The 24,883-nt window shown below is 42.1% G+C and carries 20 protein-coding genes and 1 pseudogene; 2 read left to right on the forward strand and 19 right to left on the reverse strand.

Features of this window, described 5'->3' with window-relative positions; translation table 11 throughout:
• Positions 1-153: 153 nt before the first annotated feature.
• From AJGP001_RS13695 to AJGP001_RS13780, 17 genes and pseudogenes are all read right to left on the reverse strand, one after another.
• The gene (locus AJGP001_RS13695; protein WP_071153070.1) at positions 154-2,331 is read right to left on the reverse strand and encodes a 5'-nucleotidase C-terminal domain-containing protein; all 2,178 of its coding nucleotides are present in this window, start codon (positions 2,329-2,331) and stop codon (positions 154-156) included.
• Between the two features lie 316 nt (positions 2,332-2,647).
• A complete protein-coding gene (locus AJGP001_RS13700) occupies positions 2,648-4,066 on the reverse strand; it encodes an alanine/glycine:cation symporter family protein (protein ID WP_071153069.1) in 1,419 nt (472 codons plus the stop codon).
• 227 nt (positions 4,067-4,293) lie between these two features.
• Positions 4,294-5,331, reverse strand: a complete 1,038-nt coding sequence (locus tag AJGP001_RS13705) for a CAP and S-layer homology domain-containing protein (RefSeq protein WP_071153068.1) — start codon at positions 5,329-5,331, stop codon at positions 4,294-4,296.
• A gap of 96 nt (positions 5,332-5,427) precedes the next feature.
• A complete protein-coding gene (locus AJGP001_RS13710) occupies positions 5,428-6,519 on the reverse strand; it encodes an amidohydrolase (protein ID WP_071153067.1) in 1,092 nt (363 codons plus the stop codon).
• A gap of 173 nt (positions 6,520-6,692) precedes the next feature.
• Complete coding sequence (locus AJGP001_RS13715) at positions 6,693-7,637, reverse strand: nuclease-related domain-containing protein (protein WP_071153066.1); 945 nt, start codon at positions 7,635-7,637, stop codon at positions 6,693-6,695.
• A gap of 257 nt (positions 7,638-7,894) precedes the next feature.
• A complete protein-coding gene (locus AJGP001_RS13725; protein WP_071153064.1) occupies positions 7,895-9,508 on the reverse strand; it encodes a M20/M25/M40 family metallo-hydrolase in 1,614 nt (537 codons plus the stop codon).
• A gap of 142 nt (positions 9,509-9,650) precedes the next feature.
• Entirely contained in the window at positions 9,651-10,565 is a 915-nt protein-coding gene (locus AJGP001_RS13730; RefSeq protein ID WP_078080666.1) for a DMT family transporter, read from the reverse strand.
• Between the two features lie 64 nt (positions 10,566-10,629).
• Complete coding sequence (gene panF, locus AJGP001_RS13735; RefSeq protein WP_058384488.1) at positions 10,630-12,090, reverse strand: sodium/pantothenate symporter; 1,461 nt, start codon at positions 12,088-12,090, stop codon at positions 10,630-10,632.
• Positions 12,090-12,356, reverse strand: coding sequence for a YhdT family protein (locus AJGP001_RS13740; RefSeq protein ID WP_058384487.1), 267 nt, complete (start codon positions 12,354-12,356; stop codon positions 12,090-12,092). Before AJGP001_RS13740 ends, panF begins: the two co-directional genes overlap by 1 nt.
• A gap of 154 nt (positions 12,357-12,510) precedes the next feature.
• Positions 12,511-13,809 (reverse strand): efflux RND transporter periplasmic adaptor subunit, encoded by a 1,299-nt coding sequence (locus AJGP001_RS13745; protein WP_071153102.1) that lies wholly within the window; start codon positions 13,807-13,809, stop codon positions 12,511-12,513.
• The gene (locus tag AJGP001_RS13750; RefSeq protein ID WP_245830197.1) at positions 13,802-14,494 is read right to left on the reverse strand and encodes a hypothetical protein; all 693 of its coding nucleotides are present in this window, start codon (positions 14,492-14,494) and stop codon (positions 13,802-13,804) included. The genes AJGP001_RS13745 and AJGP001_RS13750 overlap by 8 nt, the downstream gene beginning before the upstream one ends.
• A 360-nt stretch (positions 14,495-14,854) precedes the next feature.
• Complete coding sequence (locus tag AJGP001_RS13755; RefSeq protein WP_237150114.1) at positions 14,855-15,085, reverse strand: DUF2187 family protein; 231 nt, start codon at positions 15,083-15,085, stop codon at positions 14,855-14,857.
• A gap of 156 nt (positions 15,086-15,241) precedes the next feature.
• On the reverse strand, positions 15,242-16,174 hold the full coding sequence (locus tag AJGP001_RS13760) for a C40 family peptidase (protein WP_071153063.1): 933 nt from the start codon (positions 16,172-16,174) through the stop codon (positions 15,242-15,244).
• Positions 16,175-16,210: 36 nt separating this feature from the next.
• The gene (locus AJGP001_RS13765) at positions 16,211-17,134 is read right to left on the reverse strand and encodes a S66 peptidase family protein (RefSeq protein WP_078080667.1); all 924 of its coding nucleotides are present in this window, start codon (positions 17,132-17,134) and stop codon (positions 16,211-16,213) included.
• Between the two features lie 77 nt (positions 17,135-17,211).
• Positions 17,212-18,032, reverse strand: a pseudogene (locus AJGP001_RS13770) (M55 family metallopeptidase).
• A 513-nt stretch (positions 18,033-18,545) separates the two neighbouring features.
• Complete coding sequence (locus AJGP001_RS13775) at positions 18,546-19,016, reverse strand: hypothetical protein (RefSeq protein ID WP_058384483.1); 471 nt, start codon at positions 19,014-19,016, stop codon at positions 18,546-18,548.
• 366 nt (positions 19,017-19,382) lie between these two features.
• Positions 19,383-19,754: a hypothetical protein gene (locus AJGP001_RS13780; protein WP_071153061.1), complete on the reverse strand. Its 372-nt coding sequence runs from the start codon at positions 19,752-19,754 to the stop codon at positions 19,383-19,385.
• A 197-nt stretch (positions 19,755-19,951) separates the two neighbouring features.
• Between AJGP001_RS13780 and AJGP001_RS13785 the strand changes: the two genes are divergently transcribed.
• Complete coding sequence (locus AJGP001_RS13785; RefSeq protein ID WP_058384481.1) at positions 19,952-21,484, forward strand: hypothetical protein; 1,533 nt, start codon at positions 19,952-19,954, stop codon at positions 21,482-21,484.
• Positions 21,481-24,204, forward strand: a complete 2,724-nt coding sequence (locus tag AJGP001_RS13790; RefSeq protein ID WP_058384480.1) for a DEAD/DEAH box helicase — start codon at positions 21,481-21,483, stop codon at positions 24,202-24,204. Before AJGP001_RS13785 ends, AJGP001_RS13790 begins: the two co-directional genes overlap by 4 nt.
• 63 nt (positions 24,205-24,267) lie before the next feature.
• Here the strand turns inward: AJGP001_RS13790 and AJGP001_RS17560 are convergent, their stop codons facing one another.
• Together AJGP001_RS17560 and AJGP001_RS13795 are read right to left on the reverse strand one after the other, a co-directional pair.
• Positions 24,268-24,411 (reverse strand): hypothetical protein, encoded by a 144-nt coding sequence (locus AJGP001_RS17560; protein WP_169793176.1) that lies wholly within the window; start codon positions 24,409-24,411, stop codon positions 24,268-24,270.
• A 27-nt stretch (positions 24,412-24,438) separates the two neighbouring features.
• Positions 24,439-24,849, reverse strand: a complete 411-nt coding sequence (locus tag AJGP001_RS13795; RefSeq protein ID WP_058384479.1) for a single-stranded DNA-binding protein — start codon at positions 24,847-24,849, stop codon at positions 24,439-24,441.
• Between the last annotated feature and the right edge of the window lie 34 nt (positions 24,850-24,883).

Genomic DNA, 24,883 nt, shown 5'->3' on the forward strand with positions numbered 1-24,883 from the left:
AGTGAGAAGAAAACACTCTGTCTTTTGACTCATAGTAAATTTATCTTAGCGACCATACATTTCTTTCATTTTCTTAAAAAAATTTTGATCACAAAAAAAAGCTTTGCCCTTTTTACTCAGGACAAAGCTTTCGACAATAGTAAAGTTACTGAATTATTGAGGTGTGTTAATTTCGACAATACGTCCTTCAACTTTAGGTGTGATTTGACCAATCCGCTCTAACTCTTCTTGGAAGTTAATCCAATCTGAGATGCCCAAATCAATCGCGCGACCTTCAGCGTAGGCTTTCGCTAACACGTCATAACCATCTCCGCCTTTAGCTGTAAAGGCATTAGTAGCCACTTTGTATGTTGTTGAATCTACTAAAGGTGTTTTAACTCCGTTCGCATCAACAAACGTAATTGACACAATTTTCGATCCCGCAGGTTTTGATGCATCAAAACGAATTTCGGCTCCAGCCACATGCAAGAATCCGCCATTTTCGTTTGGATACTGACCTACGCTGATTTCAAATGCTTGTTTGATTTCAGCACCTGTTAAATCCATTGTCGCTAATGTGTTGCCAAATGGTAATACAGTGATGACTTCTCCCACTGTAATTGGTCCCGCGTTAATCCCAGAGCGAATCCCGCCACCATTTTGGAAAGCCATTACAGTTTCTGGACTAAAAGTTCTTGCTTTTGCCAGCATGCCGTCCGTAATAATATTGCCTAATGGTGTCTCGTTGCTTCGCACGCTAGCTCCAGTTGTATTGCCTTCATCACCCGATCGTGGATTGAGGAGAGCCGATACAGCAACTGCTGCCGTTTCTTCTTCTTCAATTTCTTTTACTCTGTCTGTATAAGGTTTAAGGATTTTCAGCGCTTCTGCATCTTCAGCTTGCGCCTCAATTTTGATCAACTCGCCGCCATATGCATACACTTCGCCATGCTCGTCAAATTCCACATTCAAGGTTCCTAAACTATCGCCGTATTGTCCCGTTTGAACAATAATTGTTGGCGCTTCAAACTTATTCACCAAGACAGGATTAGTTAACTTTGTATGCGTATGCCCTCCTACAATGACGTCAATTCCTTCGACTGCTTTTGCTAATTCTTGATCGTTATCTACGGCAGCGTTGTCATCAAATCCAATGTGCGTCAGCGCGACTACTTTATCAATTCCCATTTTTTCAAATTCGTCTACCATTTTTTGAGCTTCATCGATGTAATTTGAGAACGTGATATCGCCCGGGCTGGAAATAGCAGCTGTATCTTCTGTTGTAAGACCAAATATCCCTACTTTTTCGCCATTAATTTCCTTCACCATACCGGAATAAATATTTCCCGAATCTGCTTTTGTTGGAATTTTTGCTTGGAACAAGCCTTCAAACAACGGATTCTTCGAAAAATCTGCATTGGCAGATAAGAATGGGAATGTGGCAGCTGTGACGAAATCTTTTAATGCCTGGTGTCCTTCTTCAGAAGAACCTAAGTCAAACTCATGATTTCCGAAAGTCATGGCATCATAGCCCATTAAATTCATCATTTTAACATCCGGTTCCCCAGTGAACTCGTTAAAATACAACGTTCCAGAAAATACATCTCCAGCATCTAGCAATAAAGCATCCGGATTTTTTGCTCGGAATTCCTTCACAGCCGTTACGCGTTTAGGGGCTGACGCTAAGCGAGCATGTGTATCATTTGTATGCATCAAAGACATTGAGAATAACTCTCTCTTCAAATCTTCTTTTGCTCGGAAAATAAACAAGGCCATTTCGCCACGTGTCAGATTGAATTCTGAACCGTATTGCGTTTCAGATTTCCCTACTGTAATGCCATTTTTAAGTAATGCGTCTACGTATTTTGCAAATTTGGCGTTAACATCAGTAAATTGTGTTTTTGTTACTTTGTCATCTATATCGTATTGTGCAGCGCCGGCCAAGATTTTCGAAAGTTCGTTTCGTGTCAGCAAATCTGTTGAACCAAAGCGTTTTGCTGTTTTCCCGTGAACAATCCCTGCTTGTACTAAAGCATCTACAGCCCATTTGGCTGAAGCCGGAACGTCTGTAAATCCGGAATCGTTAAAATCTTGATTTGAATTAAATCCTATTGCCCGCGCAATCATTACAGCTGCATCTTGTCTTTTTATATTTTCCGCCGTACCGTAATGTGTTTCAGAAATACCATTGGTAATGCCATTTTCAACTAAAAAATTAACCGCTTTCATGTAACGGTCGGAAACATCTTGAAATTTCGTCGTATCCGCTGATACGGTTGAAACTGCGGAAGCCACCATTGTTACAGCGATTGCCGAAGCGATGAATTTTTTGTTCTGTAAGACATTTGTCATGTGCTCTTTCCTCCTTAAGGATTATGTTTCTCATTGCTCTTCTACTTTACCAAAATAAACAAGGTCCAGCTAGACAATTTACACAAAAAACACATTATTCTTTTAATTGTTATGTAGGTTAAATGACTCACTCATGTTTCGGCTCCACTATTTAGCTAGGCATTTACTCGACTCTTGTTGAGGGACTTCATAAAACCGATGGTAACGCTCGATTCTACTTCGCAAAAAGCGAGGGATCCCATTTAAAAATTCATCCCTTCTATTTTCTTGAAATCTAAAAAACCCTTTTGCCAATTAGCAAAAGGGTTTTTCTTTATTATTCGTGACGGCTTTCGCCTTCACCCCAACATTCTGTGTTTTTTAAACCGGGAATGTTTTTCGCAAAGAATACTGGATTTTTTCCAGCTTTACGTTGTTCTGTATAATCGTCGAGTACGTTGAAAGCCGTTTTGCCAAGCAGCGCAATGACGACCAAATTGAGTACGGCCATGAAGCCCATGAACAGATCAGCCATATTCCAAACCAATTGAACTTGAGCGAGTGCACCGAACATGACCATCGCCAAGACACCAAAACGGTAAGCCATTAACCAGCCGCTATGCGCATTGATAAATTCAATATTCGTTTCACCGTAATAATAATTACCAATAATTGAACTAAAAGCAAAGAACAAAATAGCAATTGCTAAAAAGTAAGGCGCCCAGCTACCTAAGTGGACATCTAGTGAAGCCTGTGTCAAAAGAATTCCTTCTTTTTCACTCGTTGAATACAGTCCGGCTAAGATGATGATAAAAGCTGTTGCCGAACAAATAACGATTGTATCGAAGAATACACCTAAACTTTGAACGAGTCCTTGCTTCGCTGGATGCGAAACGTTGGCAGATGCTGCCGCGTTCGGTACAGAACCCATACCGGCTTCGTTGGAAAATAATCCTCGACGAACACCTTGCATAATCGCTGCACCAATACCGCCGCCTACTGCTTCTTCTAAGCCGAAAGCACTTTTCATAATCAAACTAAAGACAGCAGGAATTTCAGTAAAATTCATGATGACAATATACAAGGCCACAATGATGTACACAGTTGCCATGATCGGTACGACTATTTGTGTCACACTGGCGATTCGTTTAACGCCACCGAAAATAACGACCGCTGTCAAAAGAACAAGTCCCAATCCAACCGACCAATCGGGAATATTGAAGACATCTTCAAATGATTGCGCGATGGTGTTTGATTGAACCGAGTTGAAGATAAATCCAAACGCCAACGTTAAGAGAATCGCAAAAACGATTCCTAATTTGCGGTTACCCAACGCTTTTTCCATATAATAAGCGGGACCGCCACGGAATTGTTCACCGTCACGAACTTTGTAAACTTGAGCCAATGTACTTTCGATGAATGCAGTAGCCATTCCGATAATCGCGACCATCCACATCCAAAAAACAGCTCCAGGTCCCCCAATGGCAATTGCCAAAGCGACACCAGTGATGTTCCCAGTTCCTACACGTGATGCAGTTGAGATGGTAAAAGCTTGGAAAGCAGATACGCCGCTGTCCCCGTCTTTCTTCTCAGTAATCACTCGGAACATCTCGCCAAACAAGCGAACTTGGACGAATTTGGTACGAATGGTGAAATAAAGGCCGAGGCCCATCAGTAATGCAATTAATATGTATGTCCACAGTAAAGTATTGACGTTATCAACGAACCACGTGATCCCATCTAAAAAAGCATCCATTTAAATTCTCCCCTTTTACTCAACTTGTTATCAATACCCTGTCACCAGTAGCTAAAACATTTTTCTGCTACTAGATATAAAAATGAGACCCTCTGTAAAAGAGGGTCTCGGATATCGGCTCACTCTCATTATATCACCTGATTAAAGGTGATGAGAATTTTTAGTATTTTAAGTTATTTCCCGGGGAATATTGATGGCTTCATGTACCGCTTTTACGTACTTTTTCGTTACCTAATCGCATACATATGCACCCAATAAGGGAATCCATCTGAATCTTCCGTATACCCTACGCCAATTACTGTATACGATTTTAATAAAAGATTGTCTTTATGGCCTGAAGACTCCATCCATGCATCCACTGTTTCGTTTGCAGTTATGTACCCACTCGCCAAATTTTCGCCTACTTGATTGGTTGGGTAACCTAAATCAATTGCCATTTCCCACGGCAAGCCATAAGTTGGAGAGCTATGGGCAAAATAATTATTGCGCGCCATGTCTTCTGCTTTTAGTTGAGCAATTTTGGTCAAAGCTGAGTCTTCCTGTAGCTTTCCTGCACCTGCTGCTTGTCTGATTTCATTGACCATTGCGATGGTGTCGTAGGCAACTGATGTCACACCTGAATATGCTTTTTTTGCCTTGTCGTAAGTAATCGTTTTTGCATTGACACGTTCTGAGAATTGAATAGACCGTTCAATAAAAGCAGCCAATTGTGCGCGTGTTACTAACGTCTCTGGCTGAAACGTTGCTGTTGTTACCCCTCTGGTAATATTAACTTCCGCCATCGTCACTATATAAGAATGTGCCCAATGCGTTAAGGGAACATCTTTAAAACTAATTTCATCGTTAGCATCTACCGTAATATCAAAACCTGCTACTACAATTCTTGCCATTTGCGCTCTTGGTAAAGGATTGTCTGGATTAAATTTCGTAGCATCCGCAAATACGCCTTTTTCAGTTAAAGCGGCAATTTCTTTATAGGCATAGTGAGTAGTTGGTACATCTGTGAATGTGGGTTTGAACTTTGTGTTCAAATCGATTTTTAAGGTTTTAGCTAAGATTAGTGCTGCTTGTGCTCTAGTCACATTATCATTAGGACCAAATTTTCCGTTACTGTACCCATTTAAAATTCCCGCTTTGGATAAATTATGGATTGAATAATAAGCAAAATGATATTTTGACAAGTCCGGAAAGTGGTGAGCTTGAACAGATGAGACAGGAAGTAAAAATAAGAGAGCGATTAGTATCGAAACAACATTTTTTTTCATATGCCCTCCTTCCTATTTGAGATCTCTCAAATATGCTTTTTTTACTCTGTTTTACCTATACCCTTTTTCCTTGTTTTCTATCATTTTTTTATATTTTTATTTGTGCTTTGCTATATTGGCTAAAACACGTGCACCAATATCAAGTGCTTTGAGGTTAAAATTCATCATTGGATGATGAAGCCCTGGCGTCAAATCTGCTCCAATGCCAATCATCGCGGCATGAAGTTCAGGTTTTTTAATGGTATAAAAATGAAAATCATCTGCACCGGTTGTTTGAATAGGTGGTGCAGTTGCTTCGTCCCCAAGTGTCTGACGAATAGCGGCATCCGCAATGTGCATCGCGGTTTCTGACACTTCCGCAGCAGGCGTATAATCCGTCCACTCAAAAGTGATTTCGACATCATGCAGTTTGGCAATCGCTGTTAAGCCGTCGCTAATTTTTTGCTGCAGTTCTATCATTAATCCATTCGATTGCGACCGAACATCCAGTGCAAATTTCGCTGCTCCCGGAATGATGTTGAGGCTGTCTCCACCTGTTTGGATATGAGTCAGCTTTGCTGAATAAGATTCAAACGGCGAGAAATAAATCGATTTTACAAATTGATGAATGGCTGCAATCACATCGATAGCATTCTTTCCTTGATGCGGACGTGCCCCGTGAGCATCGACACCTTGAATTTTTCCTCTTAAGAAAATACCCGATCCGTGATGAAGTGCAGGTGTCACTTGGCCAAATGGCAACTCTTCGATAGGACGTAAATGAACACCATATAGTTGCGAAACTTCATCAATTGCCCCACGTTCAATCATTGACAGTGAGCCATTGCCCAATTCTTCGGCCGGCTGAAAAATAAAACGTACACGTTTCGTTAGTGTTTCATCTTTTAAATACAGCAATGCACCGAGCACCATCGCCATATTGGCATCATGGCCGCACGAATGATTAGCTTGCAATGTCCCGTCCACTTCTTGCCAAAGCGCATCCATGTCGGCCCGCATTGCAATTACTTCTGGTCCTTCACCAATTTCAGCAATCAACCCGGTAACATCTGGAAACGTATGATGTTTGACGCCCAGTTCAGTCATAATCGCTGCTAATTTTTTTGTCGTTTCTACTTCTCTCCAACTGACTTCTGGATGCGCGTGAAAATGATGAAAATAATCCACTATTTGCTGTTCACTATTCATCGGCTCGACTCCTTTAACTGAAAAATTAAATACTATAGTTTGATTGTACACGAGGACAGGAGAAAGTTGTGAAGAAATGCTGTAAGTGAGGGGGGGAACCTCCGTATTCCGCGCTGCTACACGGGGATTTTCCCTATTCAATCCGTGTGTTCTCAATTCAAGTTTCCCGTTTATTATTGACGAGTATAATGGCGATATCGCCTTCCACCTACTGGTTGACAACCGTTTTTCATTAGAAAATGTTTAGCTGTTTCGAGATTTGTCATCCCAATAAATCCACAACATTCTGCTGTGCTAATTGATGATTTTAATAGCATAAACCATTCGTCGAGTGCTGTTAAGTGTGCGTTTCTGCTGATCAACCGGCATGTTTCACATTCCCATGCTATTGTTGTTCGTTCCATTTTCCCAAGGTGACAACGTGGACAGAAAACGCCGGTTTCGATTTCAGATTGTTCGATTTGAAACTTAGGAGCAAGTGGAAAAGCCGGAACGTTTTGATGGAGTGTGAGGAGTGTTTTGCCGAGTTCATGGAGTTCTTCTAGTGAGAGGATCGGTGTGGGTAAGTTTAAGGTAGACAAATAGAAGTTTATGTCGCCGACTGCTAGTATTCGACAGTTTCGTGGTACTTCTTCGACGATTTGAGAGGGGTGGGCAACGACCATTATGCTAGAAACCGGCAACTTATAACCCATTGTTCTTAAAATTTTTTCTACACGCAGCGCGGTCTCATCCATTTGCGTGATTGGACTTGTATCGCTTTTAACTTCTCCGTCTACCGAAATGGTATGCAGCAGGCTAGGATTTTGCTTGAATTGAAGTTTGCCTGTACTGTTTTTGACTTCCAGTAAAATCACGCAGCTTTGTGTAATCAAAACAGTATCGACTTGAATTTTGAACGGTTCGTCCAATGAAAAATCTTGGATCATTTGATATGCGTATGGTGGATCGAAAAAATAGAGCGCTTCGTCTAGACGCTCTTCACCTCCATAATCGGCTCTTGCTTTATGAAGACTCGTTTTAATAGCTGTTCGTTTCGGGTGCCTTGGCGATAGTCTTTTCAGTAAAGCTTCATAACCGTTAATTTTTGCTGGCAGTTCTCGGCATTTGATAATCATACAGTTCCTCCTTTTTTAAGTAGTTTAACAGGTTTTTCAGATAGTTCCCATTTATATCCGAAAATCGTTTTTGAGAGCGTTATAGCTTTTAAATTTGAGATTTAGAAGCTGGCTATTGCTGTGTGAATGCTCCATTTTTAGTTCTCTAGCCGAACTTTTCAGCCTTCTTCCACACGCTCGCTCAGCGTTCTGAAATCCATATATGCCCAAAGCCCATAGACTCTTTTCACGAGCAAAAACCATAAAAAAAAGCCGCCTTAGTGGCGACTTTTTACTGGAATGGATAAAATCATTTGTTCTAAGAGAATCGGCATTTCTTCAAATGTATTTTTGATGTGCAGTCGTTCTGTGCGTTTGTGTGCGTCTTTGCCGTATGGCCCAACATTGAGAACAGGCGCAGATAATTGTTTCATCGCTTGAAACGGAATGCTGTAGGAATCGCCGTAAACCGGTGTGTTGTTTTCATAAGTGACCCAGCCGTCGCTTTGGTCTTTGTAGCTAACATAGCTGAGGTCTGAGATGCCGTTAAAAAAGTGACCTTGTTTAACATCTAAATCAAATTTTTCTTTGGCGTTTTCTATGACTTGTGCAACGCAGCGTTTAACCAGTTCATTTTCAGATGAGTTTACTGGCGGGTAAAAAGGCGGTGCGTACATTAACACCATTGCTGGCGTTAGTTCTTGGCAGTTGATAAGCAAAATGTCTGTAACATGCATGGATTTTTCACGAACGTCCCACTCAGGATGCATTAACGTGTCACGCAGTAAGTCTGTAATGTAATCGTGGCCAAATTTAGTGCGTGCGTATTCCATTAGTTTTTCGTAGCGCATGACGTTAATGCCACCGACAGGTTCGATGTTTTCACGTTCACACATGGCGTAATAATCACGTTCGCAATGAGCAGCCGCTCCTTTTGCCACATTTTCGAAAATGTCAAATACTTCTTCTGCATTGCGTTCCATCGTAAAGACATTGTACATCGCAGAAGTGCGGTAAGGTGTTTGCGCTGAGTATTCTTCTTTCATATCACGTTGCGTTAATGTCACGGGTAACGGCGTAGGTTCGCCGTAAACCACTTCTCTAAAGCTAGAATTCCATTCCATCCGGTGCGTTAAGTATGTGGAAATATAGCTCGACGTGATGCCTGAAAGCGGTTCGCCGACATGTGTTTCCTTGCCGTAAAAAAGAGCCGATGGCATGATTTTACCGATGGACCCCGTATATAAATAATGCGCTGTGTCACCTGGCTTCATCGCAAAAACCGGTTCACCGTTTAGAAACAAAATAAATTCCAGCCCGTGTTCGCGTTCGAGGTCGAGCAGCCTAGTTACCCCGTAGCGCATGCCTGCTGAGTTTACTTCTTCATCCGGAACGGTCATCAACAATAAGTTGATCGGCCACTGTTCGATTGATGCTTTTTCGACCAACGCCATGTGAAGCGCAAGACCTGCTTTCATGTCCATCGTTCCACGGCCAAAGAGGTATTCTCCAGAATCAAGATCACGTACGGTATCTGCATCGAGTTCATCGCGAATCTGCTGAAAAGCTTCGCCTAGTAACTGGGGACTGCATGCTAAAGGTTCCAAATCTCCATATTCTCCTGTGTGTACCGTATCAAAATGGCTCAGCAAGACAATGGTGTCTACCGCTTCTGGGTGTTTATAAAGAGCCGTTACGCTTTGACGCCCCCAGTTTACTTCACCCATGCTGATATGTTCTGGGTTTGCTTGAAAATAGGGCAGCTCCATTAATTTGTCTTGAAGCTTGTAAGCAAACTCTACTTCTCCATCCGTCAACGTTAAGCTTTTCCAACTAACAAGTTCACACAATAATTCCTGTAATTTCTCTGGCGTCCCCCATAATGTGGCCACGGCTTTTCACTCCTCTAGTTGTCTAAAGCTGTTTAGCTATCTCTAATTTATTATAGTAAAACTTCGTCTAAATAAAAAGAGCGGCGACTTAAAAATAGCAAGTCTCCTTGTCGCAATACCGACTTAGACAGAAAAAAACGGCTCAAGACGAGAGCCGCTTTTTACGTTTTTTTAATAAGTCTTCAGCGGCACCAGAACCGAATAGCACGCCGATTACAATGAGCACCAATCCATAAATATGACCGACTGTGATTTTTTCATTTAAAATCACACTGGCTCCTACTAACGAAAACAAAGTATTCAAGTTCATGAAAATAGCTGCTTTTGTTGGTCCTGCTTGTCCAATTGAATAATTGTAGAGCATGTGACCAACGGCCGTTCCAATCATCGCGGAAAATCCGAATGCAACCCAAAAGGATACAGGTACAGCAGCAAACGCTTGGATTTCACCGGGTTCTTGTAGGAGTGAAATAACGAACAACACGAGTGCACCTGTCACAAACATATACCCCGTCAATATGCGCGGGTCTAAGGTACGTGCAGCGTTAGCGATCACAATGTAACTTAAGACTTGCGCTAAAATCGAGATAAAGACAAAAATGTCACCCGTATTCAATCCGCTAGCTGCACCATTTCCTACCATGACGGTAGCCGCCACTCCGGCAAAGCCAACCACTACTCCGAGCCACTGCAGTTTAGACGGATAATTGCGCATGATCAGAGACACCAGCACGGCTGTTAGCATCGGCCCCGTACCTAGAATTAGCCCTGCATTCGAACCGGTCGTAATAGACAAGCCGTTTGACAAGAAATAATGGTGGGCCACTACATTGAGTAACGAACCGAGGAAGATAAATTTCCATTCACTTTTGACTGGCCATCTGAGCATTCTAAAGCTCGCGAGTATCGCCATTACCGATATTCCCGCCAACAAAATTCGAAATGCCGTTAAAGTGACGGGGTCGATAAATTCCAACATGTATTTAACAGCAGATAAGTTAAAGCCCCACACAATCATGACAGCTGTTAAGATGCCGTAAATTTTCCAAGGAGTCAATTGTACAGACCTTCTTTCGCCTATCCTAGGACAAGCATTTATTTTATCATTTTGTACCTAGCCCTTATTTAAGCGTAGGAACATTATACTGATAGGCCTTTCTGTCAATCAATAAACTAAATACAACAAAAGCAGCGAGTGATAACAGCACCGGCATGGTCACTGTGTGCACACCGAACAGATTGCCGTTTTCCAGGTTATAAAAATGCAAAGCGATATAGCTACTAATCCCTGTTGCCATCGATGCAATCGCGCCGTATTTATTGCCCCACTTCCAGTACAACCCAAGAACAATCGGCCAAATAAAAGCGGCTTCTAGGCCACCGAAGGCAAATAGATTCAAGAAAATTAATAGTTCTGGTGGATTTAATGCTAGTAAAAAGACAATAACGCCAAGAACCCCTGTCACACCAAAAGAAATGCGCTTGATCGTTTGGATCGTGGCGTCAGGTTTTACGTAATTTAAGTAAACATCTTTCACAATCGACGAGCTAACTAGCAGGAGCAACGAATCGACTGTTGACATAATGGCAGCCATTGGAGCGGCAAGAACGATGCCCGCTACCCAAGGCGGCAAGGTTTCCAGTGCAATCAGTGGAATCACTTTGTCGCCAATTTCAATACCTGGCATCACGGGGCGTGCAAAGACGCCGATCAAATGCATATTGAGCATAATCACACCGGTGACAAGGGTTCCAATAATCAAAGCTCGGTGCATCGAACGCGAATTTTTATAAGACATGGCACGCACCGCAATTTGCGGCAAGCCAACTACGCCGACACCAACCAAAATCCAAAATGATGACACGTAAGCGGCCGTTAAATCACCAGTTGCACCATAAGGCGTCACCAAATTCGGGTTTTCATTGATCAGGTCATTCACGATATTCGGAATGCCGCCGCCTGCACTAATAACTGCGACCAACAACACCAGTGTCCCGACTAGCATAACGGCGCCTTGAACAGCATCTGTCAGTGCAACTGCGCGGAAACCGCCAATTGTAACGTAAACAAGTACACTAACCGCAAACAAAAACAGCGCTGAATTATACGATAAACCCGTTAGTGACTCGACAAGGCGTGCCCCGCCTATCCACTGTGCTGCCATCGCTGAGAAAAGAAAAACAATAATGCTAAAAGCAGATAGCAATACGACAGCTGAACTGTTGTAACGTGATTTCAAAAAATCAATCATCGTAATTGCTTTGTAGCGGCGTGCCATAATGGCGTATTTTTTACCGAGGATCATTAACACAAAATAACCGGTTACGACTTGTGCCATGGCGAGCAGCACCCAACCAAATCCCATCGTATAGGCCGTGCCGGGACCACCAAGAAAACTCGACGCACTGCCGTAAGTCGCGACCATCGTCATCGCCAGTACGAAGCCACCAAGTTCACGACCGCCGAGGAAATAATCACTAATGAAATTGGAAGACGTCGACAACTTACGACTCGACCAATAGCCGATAAAGAAAATGACCAGTAAAAAGACAATCATCGGCACCAATACTGCATAATTCATCATGAATCCTCCTCTTCGTCAAACGGTACTTCTGTGAAAAAAAAATGGACCACGACGATGACCAATACCGAAATCAGCAAAAAGCCAACGACACAACTGTAAAAAAACCAATCTGGCAAACCGAAAATGTAGCTGTACTCGTCAACAGGTCGTGAACCGAGACCATACGCAAAACCAAACCACCAAATAAAATTAAACAATGCCAACCCGACGCCAATCCATGCTTCTTTGTGAGCTATTTTAAATCGCCAATCTGTTTTTTCCATTCTACACACTCCGTTCGTCTACTTTTAACGGCAAGTCGAAATTCACGTTTTTTCTTACTCTATCGTACATGATTGCTCGTTCTAACTGATGATATCCAGTCTTTCTAAAACAGTCAAAAACCCGAAAGCTGTTGCTTCCGGGTTTTTTGCTTGTTTAACGCGCCAAGACGTATTCAACGTAAGCACGCCAAGACGTGTTTTTCGCATCTTCAAAATTGGGTTGACGTCCTGGGAATGGCATAAAGACTTTTGGCGGCGAGACAAAAGTCTCGAGCTTGTCTTCATGAATAATAACCGTTCCGGCTTCTGGCCCTTTTGACAATACGGCTTTCGCGCCGTCTTCAAAATCGGTAGTTACAGGCAATGTCTGTGGACGACCATTAATGTTCAATACATGTGTTTTGCCATCTACTCCGTCGTAGTCGAAAAGCCAAGCTGTCGGTAATGCAACCGCATTTTCAGCTTTTTCTACTGTAATCGACGTGTTGACGTTAGTGCCAAAGGGCATTACCTCTTCAATCGGCGTATCCGCCACCACTCGAATTTCGTAATACGCCAGTGGGTTGTTTTGCTCTTTTGGATCTAACTGATGATAGGCTTCTAGCCATTTGGATTTTTCAGCTGGCACTTCAGAAACGCTTTGGACTGTCCCCGTAGCTATCCCATCAATGCCTTCGCCTTGAATTTTAACTGCATCTGCGACTTGGACTAACGGCCATTCATCTTCTAACACATAGCTAAGAAATACTTTTTCATCGGAATAAATTTCAATACTTAACGGTGCTGTGTCGCGGTTGATTTTGGACACCGTTCCATCTACGGGACTGATGACAGACGGGTTCGACAAGCTTTGTGACAATTGCGCATTCAATACCGCTAATTGTGATTCAATAGAAGCCAATTGTTGTTCTGCTTGAGCAATGCCTGCAGCGTAAGAGCCATCTTGTGGAACCGCTACACCGACAGACACATTGACGTCAAACTCGATGGTTTCACCGTCTTCGTTGGTAACTTCGGAATTATTTGACGCATCTTGTGATACAGGGCCGCTTTGAGCGTTTTTAGCCTGTTGAAGTGTGGCAAGCGAGCTTCTCACTTCGGTTTGCTGCCCTTCTAAAGCCGTTTTCTGTGTTTCCCACGCCGCACGCTGTTCTTCTGTTTCTGCTTCGTTTAATAGCGCTAGCTCAGATCCTGCTGTTACGCGGTCTCCTTCACTCACGGTCCATTGTTCAAGTGCTTCATGATCTTGAACATAAATTTCCACGATTCCTTGCGGAGCTGTTAGAGCTTCTTTGAACAATTCCGTATCGTATGTACGGGCATAACTTTGTTCATAATCACTGACATACACGCTTTTCGGCAAAATGCTTTTCTCACCAAATAGCAAAAGAGCATTAGCTGTCAAAAAAGCAACAACTGCTACCGATAAACCGACAAAAAAGAACTTATTCAAATGGGTTGCCCCCTTCCATGAAACCACTCAACATGTCGTTTACCGGAACCAGGCTAAACAAGGCTACGAATAGTGCTACGAAAATATGCAGCATAATCAAGCCGAATAAAATCAGTTTCGGGCTGATTTTTGTAAAGCTGCGGATAAAACGATATTGTACAGCGATGATTAAGGAAGTAAATACAGTCAGTTGGTTAAAGAAATAAATCAAGAAATGATTATCCAAAAACGTCGCGGCAATCGGTCCGAACGAGAAAAATGAAACAGACGTCGTAAAACCAGTCACAGCAAACAGTAAGAAAATCAACCCTTTTTCGATGACCAGTAAAGCAGTCACATACATTTGCATGATAATCGCGCCTCGCCACGGCATCTTCAGAATTTTGCTGAATAAAAAAGAAGCTCCATATAAATGGAAAGCTACATAAAACCCAGCCCAAAGAAGTGTGCCCATAAGCGAAGTCCAACGTGCCAACGTATAAGCGTCCCACATCCCCGCTGATAACAGTGGCGTCAATGAAGAAGTATTCATGCCCCAAACTTCACCGATGGCAAAAACCAACAGACCGATGGCAATGATGCAGGCAATGCGTTTGTTGACATTGCGCATTTCAGTCGTTTGTATATTATGTATAAGTTGCCCTTGTCTAGAGAAAAAATGCCAGAATTTAAAGTCCGATATCATGCGTATAGTTCCTTTCAAGGCAATTAACGTTCTGCTTCACTTTACTTTACCAAAAAAGCGTCACCTTTGGAATGAATTAGCTGGTACATTTTCCATTTTTTAATCGCTTTGAGTCGAAAGACTTAGATATCTGGTCTGACATCTACGCGTGAAAACGAAGAAATTGCTTCAAGCGAACGCTTTCGAATCGACCATATGGGCCATGCTGATGGCTCCCCATCATAACTATCGCCACAGTTTCTTAAAAACTACAGACACCTCCGCTCTCTAGCAAAAGCGCGTTACGGGAGGGACGGATTGAAACCAAAACACTCAAAAAAAAAGAGGCTGTTCATGGCGAACAGCCTCCTTCTCACCGAATCACGCTTCCGTGATTCGGTATTTCTTATGTGAAATTACGGTCATGTTGGATGCCGCACCAATTTCTTTTGCGTCTTCTGGTGAAATTTCAACAATCACCGAGTTGTCCATAATTTTAAAGATTGTGCCGTTAACATCGACGCCGTTGCGAGTGAACGAAATCCATTCGCCTATGTAGCGCGCTGCTACGAATTCAGATACTTCTTTTTCATGGGGTTGGAATGCCATCATTACCACGCCTCTCTTTTTAAAACGCTATCTGCTTATTGTACCACAATTCAGCTTCTATTTCACCTTTAAACAAATAGGCTATCCAGACAAATTTACGCAGTAAGTATCCGTCATTCGGTGGCGCCTGAAATAAAATGAGGCGTTTTTTCTTTAACGCTACGCTTCTTCATCTACAAATCGGCGGACTGCACATAACTCGGTGGCATGCTTTGTTCCTGCCAATTCAATGATCTCAACCGATTTTCCAGGAGTAGGCGAATGAAGCATTAAACCATTGCCGTAATAAACACCCACATGATGAAGTTTGCCTCGTCCTTCCTCGTAAGCAAAAAACAACAAATCACCAATGTGCCACGTGTTTTGTGCATGCAGGTCAATTTCAATGCCTTCAAGTACTTGGTCTACCGCATCACGCGAAATAATGACGCCATTGGCTTTCATTAAATTATACGTAAAACCTGAACAGTCATAACCATAGCTCGACATCCCTGCCCATAAATAAGGCAAATCCAAAAACTCCGCTCCAAGATTGGCGATGTCCAATCCATTTCCTTTTGGACTTTGGTTATACGCACTAACTATTTCCACCGTATTTGCCATAATGAATGCATCTCCATCAGGCGTTTGCAAACGAATAAAGTCAGCTATTTCTTTGACGGGTAACATTGTATTAAACGACACCACTTTTAGCGGCTTGAAATTCTCTGTCCACAGTTGTGCTTTATGATGCGTAACACGGGCATAGTCAAGTTCTGTTAAGTTTTCGACTTCTTTTAATTGACTACTAGGTACCCATCCTGGATAGCCACGTTCATCTTTTTGGCATGGTTGCCAAAGCGCCATGATTTTCGCCCAGCCGTTTACTACCTCCTCAATCAACACAGGTTCCCCGTATAGGAGTTGCGTTTGGATTCGGTTGCTATCAACTAAGTCTTGTTTGTCTTCCCGGCTCATAGTTCGTAGCCAGTTGTTCAAATTAGGGTGTTCCGCAATTCCTTCCGCATCGACCGCACGCGCTTTTTCTGGTGCTGTCCAAACGGTTGCAACCGGAACACGACATACCCATGCCGTGGATTCTGTCTGCAACAAACGATTCACTCCATTTCTGTTCTAATTTAGAACCAGTTATTCGACACCCGGAAGAATAGTCAAGGTTTTAGCATCGCCATCTAAACGTGCAAGCGCACCAAGTGGTACAGAAAAATGGGGTTCACAATGGCCAATTTTAAAGCCTTTGACAACAGGTATCTTCAATTGACCAAAGTAATGATCGACTACCTGATCTAATGTCAACGAAGGTTGTCGTTTATTTGGCTCAGCGTTTTTGAAATCGCCAATAACAATGCCTGCTGCTTCGTCAAATTTCCGCGCCATGCGCAGCTGGTTTAAAATTTCATCTACTTCACACGGTTCTTCATCTATTTCTTCGATCAGTAAAATCTTACCCTTCACATCCAAATCGAACTTGGTACCGATTGCACTGCGGACTAAAGACAAATTGCCTCCGACAAGTTCGCCTTGAGCGACCCCTCCGACCAGTGTTTCGAGAGGCGTGACTTCTTCTGTGTAATGCAATTCAAATGGTTCAAACAATTGATTGAACATGCGGCGACTGCGTTCATGGAATTCTGGTTTGCCAACATCTGAAGCTAACATTGGCCCGTGGAACGTCACCAAATCGGCGTATTCCCCGATAGCTGTATGTAAAAAGGTAATATCCGAATAGCCCCAGAACACTTTCGGGTTTTCTTTAATCATGGCGTAATCAATTTGGTCTGCTATACGCGCTGCCCCGTAGCCGCCACCCGCACAAAAAATGCCTGACACTTCTGGGTCTTCAAACATCGCGTGTAAATCGGCCAAACGTTCTTCATCCGTTCCTGCCAAATAACCATTGACCGCAGTCACGGAGTTTCCCAATTTGACTCTTAGGCCGAGCTCTTCTAAAAATGGTAAAGCTTTCTGAAGACTTTCTTGATTGGGTGGACTCGAAGGCGCGATGACACCTACTAAGTCCCCTTTTTTTAATCGACTTGGTAATTTACGCAAAATCATCTACTCCTTTTATGTACTAACGTTTTTTTCCAGTATACCCCTTCAGACACACTGTTTACTGAAATCGGGATTCAACAGAACTTTGCTTGCATCGCAAGTTCCGTCATTACTAACATGGCACGGTACGCTTCTAGTATATCTTTCGCTTGAAAATGAACAATGGTCGTCTGTTGTTGCAATTCACACCCCGGCATCCTGGCGGCAAGTTCTGCTTCACCGTAATTGGTAAACTCGATTTTTAATAGCGGTTTGTCCGGTGGAACGAGTGGTTTAACATTTTCCCGGTTCTCAATTGCACGTATAGTTTGTGCATGTAGAAGCTGTTGTGCTTTTTTTGGTTGCAAAGTTTGCACCGCTGAACGCGTTAGAGATTGTTTAACAGCTGCTATAGTACTGTTCGGGATTAATGCTTGTGCTTTTTTGCACGCACAATCGTCTCCTGCTACTAACAATACGGGTACCCCGTAGTAGCCGGCAACATAGGTATTAAACCAAGCTCACCAATTTCGACGTCATCAATCCACATTGATCGCACCGCAAAAACCATGGAATGAGCCATAACCCCTTTTTGTCCTGCTCATGCATGATATGCAAAAAAAGTACCTGTAAAACTACTATCTAAACCTTCAACCATAGAATACGCTTTAACTCCACTCGTAATCAACTCCGCTCTTTCCTGCAACTCCTCAGCAATTAGGTTATTCATCTTCGAGTGACTGTCGTTGACCAACAACTTGTCAGCACCCGCATCCACTGAACCATGAATAACCGCATTGGCATCTGCTGTCATCAAACGACGTCCACGTTCGTAATTTTTTTCTTTAGCATCTACATAGGTATAGTCCGGCAATGCTGTGACGCCTTCCATGTCCATAGACAAATAAAATTTCATTGAAAAACTCCTTTGCTATTCATTTCTGTTCCGTTCTTATGATTCAATGTACCAATACGCATAACATAGTTCAATCCACCGGACGCCGAGATTATCCAAGAACGGGATAAAAGGAAACTTTTTATTTTATTTTTTAGAATTTTTAGTTATTTTGTACGATGTTTATCACAAATCATTCATTTATACTAAAAACAAGTTAGCAAACACCGTAACTTACCTGTAAGATCTCCATAAAAAAACAAAAAAGGAGCGGATGATTATGAATTTCGATAAAGTACTTGAATTAGGTTGGGGAGATCTTGCAATCGGAGTAGCTGGCTCAACAGCCGTTATGCTATTTATCAATTTCTACACTTTAATGTAAGGGGTGACATATGATTAACGTAGATACTTAAAAGCTCTTTTCCGATTCAAACGGAAAAGAGCTTTTAACATGCTTGTTTTTGCATTCAAAAACGCCTTCCCCTTACAATCTGGAAAGACGTTTTTTATCCATAGGCTACTAATTCCACTTTACAAACCTCCATGTAATTGTTGTAATTCGCGCTGCTGAATTAATAACTCATCGAACATCGCTCGGTTTCCTGTACTCAATGCTTCATCGATCAGGCGACTGTAGTTTTCCTGCTCTAAAAAGTAAATAGCATCGGTTGCTTCTTTTCGTGTTTGTTCGTTCACTTCAATCAATTCATCTCTTTCTTCTTGCACTATTGCTTGAAGATGCTTGTGGATATCCGACACGAGCAGCAATTGATACAAAGGCAAGCGGATAAAGCGATTGCCTTTTTGAAAGACGAACACTTCCGAAAGGTTTTCTACTTGAAAGGTATTGAGGTTGACGATAATCTCTTTGCCTTCTACGGGAATAAAGTGAAACAACTCATCATCTTTCATAATTGAAAAGTACTGATAAGCAAACACAAACTTTACTAGATGCCCTTCTTTCTTTGTATAGAATGGCTTCATGAGCTTTACATGCAACATATGACTCACCCCTCTAATTATTTGTAATATTCTGATTACATAAATTATAGCATAAAAGTTTCTTCTCGAATATAGAATTGCATAACAACCTTCTTATATAGTAGACGTTTATGAACATTTTTTGTCACAACTTTTATGCTATTTCTGTGATTCATCGTTCTTTGTGATCCTCCCAAATTTTTTCTCACGAAGTTGAAGCACAGATTTCTTTCACTAAGTACGATTAACAAAGGTTCTTCCTCACACACGACTACTTACAAAATCGCACTCTATACCGATCTACCTGTGCCAAGAGAATACTTAATACGAAAAAGCCTACCAACTAACCAAAATAGGTTAGCTGGTAGGCACAGGAGAATCGCGTTGTTATTTTTTCGTGCGTGTTCGTTGATGTCGGTGACGTGGAGTGGTGACCATAAAATGCATTTCGTTTGGCTCAATATAAATACATAGTTGTTCCAAAATACATGCCACCAAAACATGAAACTCCTCATCAGATAATTGCCGTTTGTAAAAAACGATTCGGTTCATTTTGAAATCAATCTGTATTTGCGCTAGGTGCTCTGGAAACAATTGAGGGTTATGGATACTGTAACAATCACCATCTGATGAAATTTGCCATCTGATTTTACCAAACACCAATTCATCCTTCGTATAGACTACTTCCCAAGCCCCAACGTCCTTCGGATGCAAAACAGAACGCAAGTCGGGGATTTCTAAAACAAACGAATTGAACAACTATCATTCTCCTATCCAAAACGATATAATTAGGTCTTTATAACTTTTATAATACCATTTATCTTACACAAAAAGAGGACTAAGCAGAAATAAATTTGCTATTTTTTAGGCTATGCCGCATTAAACGATTGTTCACCGTTTACGGAGCAGTCTGAAAGTCGTATAATAGAAGGAAAGTCTATTTTGGGGCGATGCATATGGCTACGGTTCAATCCCTAGCGAAAAGATTCGAAGATACGATTCACAATTATATGGCTGCTATCGACAAATCACTTCTACCGACTCGTGCGTTGGATGAAGAAATGGTTCGAAAAGCAGTCTTTTTAGTGCGACACGATGGTGTACAAATTCAATCATTTAACGAAGAACGCTTATTACTTGAAGCTATTGTAAAAGATGCTCATGCAGTGAAGGTTATTTTGAACTTTGACAAGCTTACGGCAATTTGTGCTTGTCCACAGGAGCCGATGTGCCGCCATCGATTGGCGGTCATTTTTGCGCTGTATCAAAAAATTGGTTCTCTTTCTGAATGGGTGGCCTCTTGGCGTGAACCTGAAAATAAACAACTTACCTTATTAGCTGAGAAGCGCTCTCCTGAGCAGTGGACAAAGCTAATCCGCAGCATCTGGCGCGATGAAATTCCAGATTACACAACACGCAATTATTTTTATTTTGAACAAATGTATGATGGTCGTTTGAAAAACGCATTGTCTTATATGCCCTTAGAACGTGAATGGAAGGTTCTTTACCGCACTTATGCTCATTTTATTTCTTTGACGGAAGTATGGGCGACTTTTATCACGGGTACACAAGAAGTTCACCATTCGTTTTTTAAGACTTGGTTTGATGACGAAATCCATGCATTGCGGGATTTGCTTGAGCAACTGCGCGTGCAGCACCGGACATTCGAAACAGATGCTTTTTTTGAACACTTGAAAATCTTAATCCGAGAGTTTATAGAAGAAAAAGATCAATCATTTTCACAGCGTTTTTCACTTTACGAATTATTTTGGACTACCTTGTTTACTACGAGCAGATTGCGTGAAGAAGAACTGTTGGCATTTAAAAATCCGGATGAACGTTTAAAAACTTTTTTTGCCGTTTTGTTAAAGAGAGAATTGGACGTTAAAAAAATATCGCCAAACGAAACACACGACTGGGTCGCTTTAGCTGTTCTTGCTGAAAATGAAGGGCACTTACAAGCGCTGACCAGTATTCTCTTGGCCATCAAGCCTCACGTAAAAACATTTCTCTTTGAAGGACTCTATACACAATACCGGCATCAATATGTTCGAACGCTCAGTCGCTTGTTTTCACAAATCGAATTAAGCGAATTAGACTGGGAAGATCTATTCAAGCAGTTTGGTCATTATGGGTTGCCTGCGTACTCTGCTTATTTAATCGAAAAGCAATTGTATAAACAGTGGGCAGAATTGCATCACCTTCACAATTCCCCTTTGTATTTTGCAGAGGAGTGCGGTCTTAAAGAAGTACAGAATGAGGCACCTGACTATGTGCTGCCGCTCTTTCACCGATACGCGCTGGCTCATCTTGAAGAACGGAACCGTCCAAGCTACAAACAAGCGGTCCGAATCTGGAAAAAGATGAAAGCAGCCTGTAAAAAAAGTGGCCAACTGGACTTTTGGACTGCTTATATTGCTGAAATCCGGACACAGAACAAACGCCTGCGTGCACTGCAAGAAGAGATCGAGAAAGGAAATCTTATATGAATCAATTCCAAACTGAAGGAAGCCGTCTCTATTATTTAACCATTACCCGTGGAGAACTTTTCCGTATTCAAGCGGTCAATGAAGCCGGCAACCGGATTCCTCCTGAAATCTGGAAGTCGTATTTATATTTTCTGGATAAAGACAGCTTTTTTGGCTTGACTGCACAGACTGATGGCCTGGATTTGGTCTTGACTCCCGCTGATTTTGTTCGTCTATTTCAAAGCGAACCTCACCATTACGTTACATTTGTCGGACAGCGCGCTGAAGATGAAGGCTGGTTGAAGCTTGCCGGAAAAGTGGCAGACTCGTTAAGTGATCCTAAGCTATGGGATCATGTGACAATTGAAGAAAATAATATTATCATTCACGATGCCTATGGAGATAGTGAAATTCGAACGTTTCTTGCTGATACCATTCAACATCAATTGCGCCAAAAAGGATTATCAGTAGCCCAACTTCCTTATATTCAAGGCTTTGTTCAACAAGCAGGTTGGCAAGGGTTACCGGATGCTGACGATTATGTCGTAGCAGTGCAGCTGAGCGAACCGGATGCTAATGAATTTTGGTCTTTTAAAGTGGTTATGCGTTCGAAGCGTGGCAGTGTTTACTGGTCTCCTTCTAAGCGCCGTGCAGATGAACTCATCGATAAAGCTTTACCAGAGAAATGGCGCTCTTTTGCTGAAGATATCAAAAAACGTCAATCGTTGCTACTGAGTTTATGCCCTTCTATTGAAAGTTTTGATGAAGATCGCTTTTATCATACCGAATGGACAGACGCAGAAATTCTTGAGTTTCTGCGCAATGATGCAGAAATTTTGCAAGCTTTCGGTATTGAAGTGTCCATTCCGTCTTGGTTGAAAGTTGTTCAAGAATCAAAAATCCGCGTCAAAGCGAATGTCAATTCACCAATCAAAAAAGCATCGGTTGTCGGGCTTGATCAAATCATTAATTTTGACTGGCAGTTTTCCTTAAACGGTCATGAGCTGAGCATGCAAGATTTCCAACGCTTAGTGTCTGAGAACAAAGAATTTATTCGTATTGGGAACGAATGGGTGCGTGTCGATTCAAACTTATTGATGCAATTGCGGAAAATGATTGAAGAAGCAGAAGATGCTGATTGGACAATCAAAGATATGTTGTTCCAAAATGTCCCTGATATCATGTTGGAGGAAACGGCTGATGAAGAAGATCCATTAGTTGAATTCCATTTGAACAGATCGCTAAAAACATTGCTGGATAAACTACTGGACAAACGCGACTTACCTGAGACACCCTTGCCACAGAATTTATTGACAGAGCTACGTCCTTACCAGAAAATTGGTTTCGATTATTTGGTGTTTATGCGTGAAGAAGGCTTTGGACTTTGTTTGGCAGATGATATGGGGCTTGGAAAAACGGTTCAGTTGATCACCTACTTGCTTCATGTCCATGGAAAAAATCCCGATCAACCATCGCTCATCGTCTGCCCAACTTCAGTGCTCGGCAACTGGCAAAAAGAATTAGAACGTTTTGCGCCTGAGCTAAAGGTCGTCACTCATTACGGAAGCATCCGTCCGAAAGGCGAAGAATTTAATGCCTTCTTAGCTGAAGAAAAACCGGATGTTGTTTTATCGACTTATGGCATCGCCTCTTCGGATGGTGAGGAAATGCAAAGCTTGCACTGGTCGAGTATTACACTCGATGAAGCGCAGAACATCAAGAATATGTACACAAAACAATCCCGGACCATTCGAAAATTCAAAGGTGACCATCACATTGCCTTGACAGGAACACCAATTGAAAACCGTTTGTCTGAATTGTGGTCAATTTTCGATTTTATCAACAAAGGCTATCTCTATCGGATTAAGCAATTCCAGGAAAACTTTATGATTCCAATTGAACGGGATAATTCTGAAGAACACAAAGAAAAATTACGTCAGCGGATTCAGCCGTTCCTGCTACGCCGGACGAAAAAAGATCCGGATCTTCAGTTAAACTTGCCTGAAAAACAAGAACAGCTGGAATATTGTCCACTAACACCAGAGCAAGCGGCTCTTTACGAAGGACTTGTCCAGGATACGGTGCAGAAAATGGAGACGCTCACAGGATTCGAGAAAAAAGGACTAGTCTTGAAAATGCTTAGTAAATTAAAGCAGCTATGTAATCATCCGTCTCTTTACTTGAAAGAGCCGTATACCAACGCTGCTGAAGTTTTGCCTCGTTCTCAAAAACTGGAGCGCATTGTGACCTTAGCCGGAGAAATTGCTGAACGCGGGGAACAATGTTTGATTTTCACGCAATACATCGGGATGGGACATTTGCTGCAACAGGCAATCAATGAATTATACGGACACGAAGTGCCATTCTTAACAGGCAGCATGCCAAAACAACAACGGGATACCTTAGTGGCTCAGTTCCAAGCTGGAAAATTCCCGATTTTCATCTTGTCTTTAAAAGCAGGCGGTACGGGTCTTAACTTAACAGCCGCAACGCATGTCTTACATGCAGACAGATGGTGGAATCCAGCTGTGGAAAATCAGGCGACTGACCGTGCTTACCGGATTGGTCAAACCCAATTTGTTCATGTTCATAAATTTGTGACAATCGGGACGATTGAGGAGAAAATTGATTCGTTATTGGTTCAAAAACAATCGATGTCAGAAGAATTTATTCAATCGAGTCAATGGATGACCGACCTTTCTGATCACGACTTGAAAGAATTATTTACTTACACACTTTAATTAGCGTTAAATAATCCGGCCAGGTCCCCACCTGGCCGGATTTCCCCTTTTAGACGCGAATACTCACCCTTTTTGAATCGAACGGAAAATCACTTTCAGTTCACTTAGTTCCCGCTCGGCCTCTGCCAATCGTTGATGGAGCAAAGCCGTTAGTTTGATTAATTGCTCCATATGCACTTCTAGCTGCAGCTGCACATCTTTTGGCATAGCTAAGTGCCTCCTTTGTTTACTCATTTATGCATTGATTTGTTCAGTTTGTGGCGGTTGGAAATCGAAGTCTGCATCGTTTTGCGGCACTTCTGACTGCGGAGCATTTTCTTCTTGTGACTTTCTTTTATCGAGGAATCGAATTTGATCACCGAGTACTTCTGTCACATAAATACGTGTGCCGTCTTCTTTATCGTAGGAGCGTGACTGAAGACGTCCCGTAACTGCGACGAGTGAACCTTTGACGCAGTATTTCGAGACATTATGCGCCGGTTTCCCCCAGCTGGAACAAAGTACAAAATCTGTTTCTATTTCTCCTTTCTGATTTTTGTAGTTTCTCGAAACTGCAACGATGAAGGAAGTATGTATCCGACCTTCATTCATGACTCGCATGGATGGATCTTTTGTTAAACGCCCTACAATCCCAACTTGATTCATTTTCTCACCCCCTTTACTTAACTAGAGCATACTA

The organism is Planococcus faecalis, from assembly GCF_002009235.1.
GTDB classification, from domain to species: Bacteria; Bacillota; Bacilli; order Bacillales_A; family Planococcaceae; genus Planococcus; species Planococcus kocurii.

Excerpts from the sequence above, each read along its gene's own strand:
- AJGP001_RS13795 (WP_058384479.1), bottom strand. The coding sequence starts at position 24,849 with ATGAATCAAGTTGGGATTGTAGGGCGTTTAACAAAAGATCCATCCATG.
- AJGP001_RS13710 (WP_071153067.1), bottom strand. The coding sequence starts at position 6,519 with ATGAATAGTGAACAGCAAATAGTGGATTATTTTCATCATTTTCACGCG.
- AJGP001_RS13750 (WP_245830197.1), bottom strand. The coding sequence starts at position 14,494 with ATGATATCGGACTTTAAATTCTGGCATTTTTTCTCTAGACAAGGGCAA.
- AJGP001_RS13740 (WP_058384487.1), bottom strand. The coding sequence starts at position 12,356 with ATGGAAAAAACAGATTGGCGATTTAAAATAGCTCACAAAGAAGCATGG.
- AJGP001_RS17560 (WP_169793176.1), bottom strand. The coding sequence starts at position 24,411 with ATGCCAAAAGATGTGCAGCTGCAGCTAGAAGTGCATATGGAGCAATTA.
- panF (WP_058384488.1), bottom strand. The coding sequence starts at position 12,090 with ATGAATTATGCAGTATTGGTGCCGATGATTGTCTTTTTACTGGTCATT.
- AJGP001_RS13705 (WP_071153068.1), bottom strand. The coding sequence starts at position 5,331 with ATGAAAAAAAATGTTGTTTCGATACTAATCGCTCTCTTATTTTTACTT.
- AJGP001_RS13695 (WP_071153070.1), bottom strand. The coding sequence starts at position 2,331 with ATGACAAATGTCTTACAGAACAAAAAATTCATCGCTTCGGCAATCGCT.
- AJGP001_RS13775 (WP_058384483.1), bottom strand. The coding sequence starts at position 19,016 with ATGTTGCATGTAAAGCTCATGAAGCCATTCTATACAAAGAAAGAAGGG.
- AJGP001_RS13755 (WP_237150114.1), bottom strand. The coding sequence starts at position 15,085 with ATGATGGCATTCCAACCCCATGAAAAAGAAGTATCTGAATTCGTAGCA.
- AJGP001_RS13790 (WP_058384480.1), top strand. The coding sequence starts at position 21,481 with ATGAATCAATTCCAAACTGAAGGAAGCCGTCTCTATTATTTAACCATT.
- AJGP001_RS13700 (WP_071153069.1), bottom strand. The coding sequence starts at position 4,066 with ATGGATGCTTTTTTAGATGGGATCACGTGGTTCGTTGATAACGTCAAT.
- AJGP001_RS13715 (WP_071153066.1), bottom strand. The coding sequence starts at position 7,637 with ATGATTATCAAATGCCGAGAACTGCCAGCAAAAATTAACGGTTATGAA.
- AJGP001_RS13785 (WP_058384481.1), top strand. The coding sequence starts at position 19,952 with ATGGCTACGGTTCAATCCCTAGCGAAAAGATTCGAAGATACGATTCAC.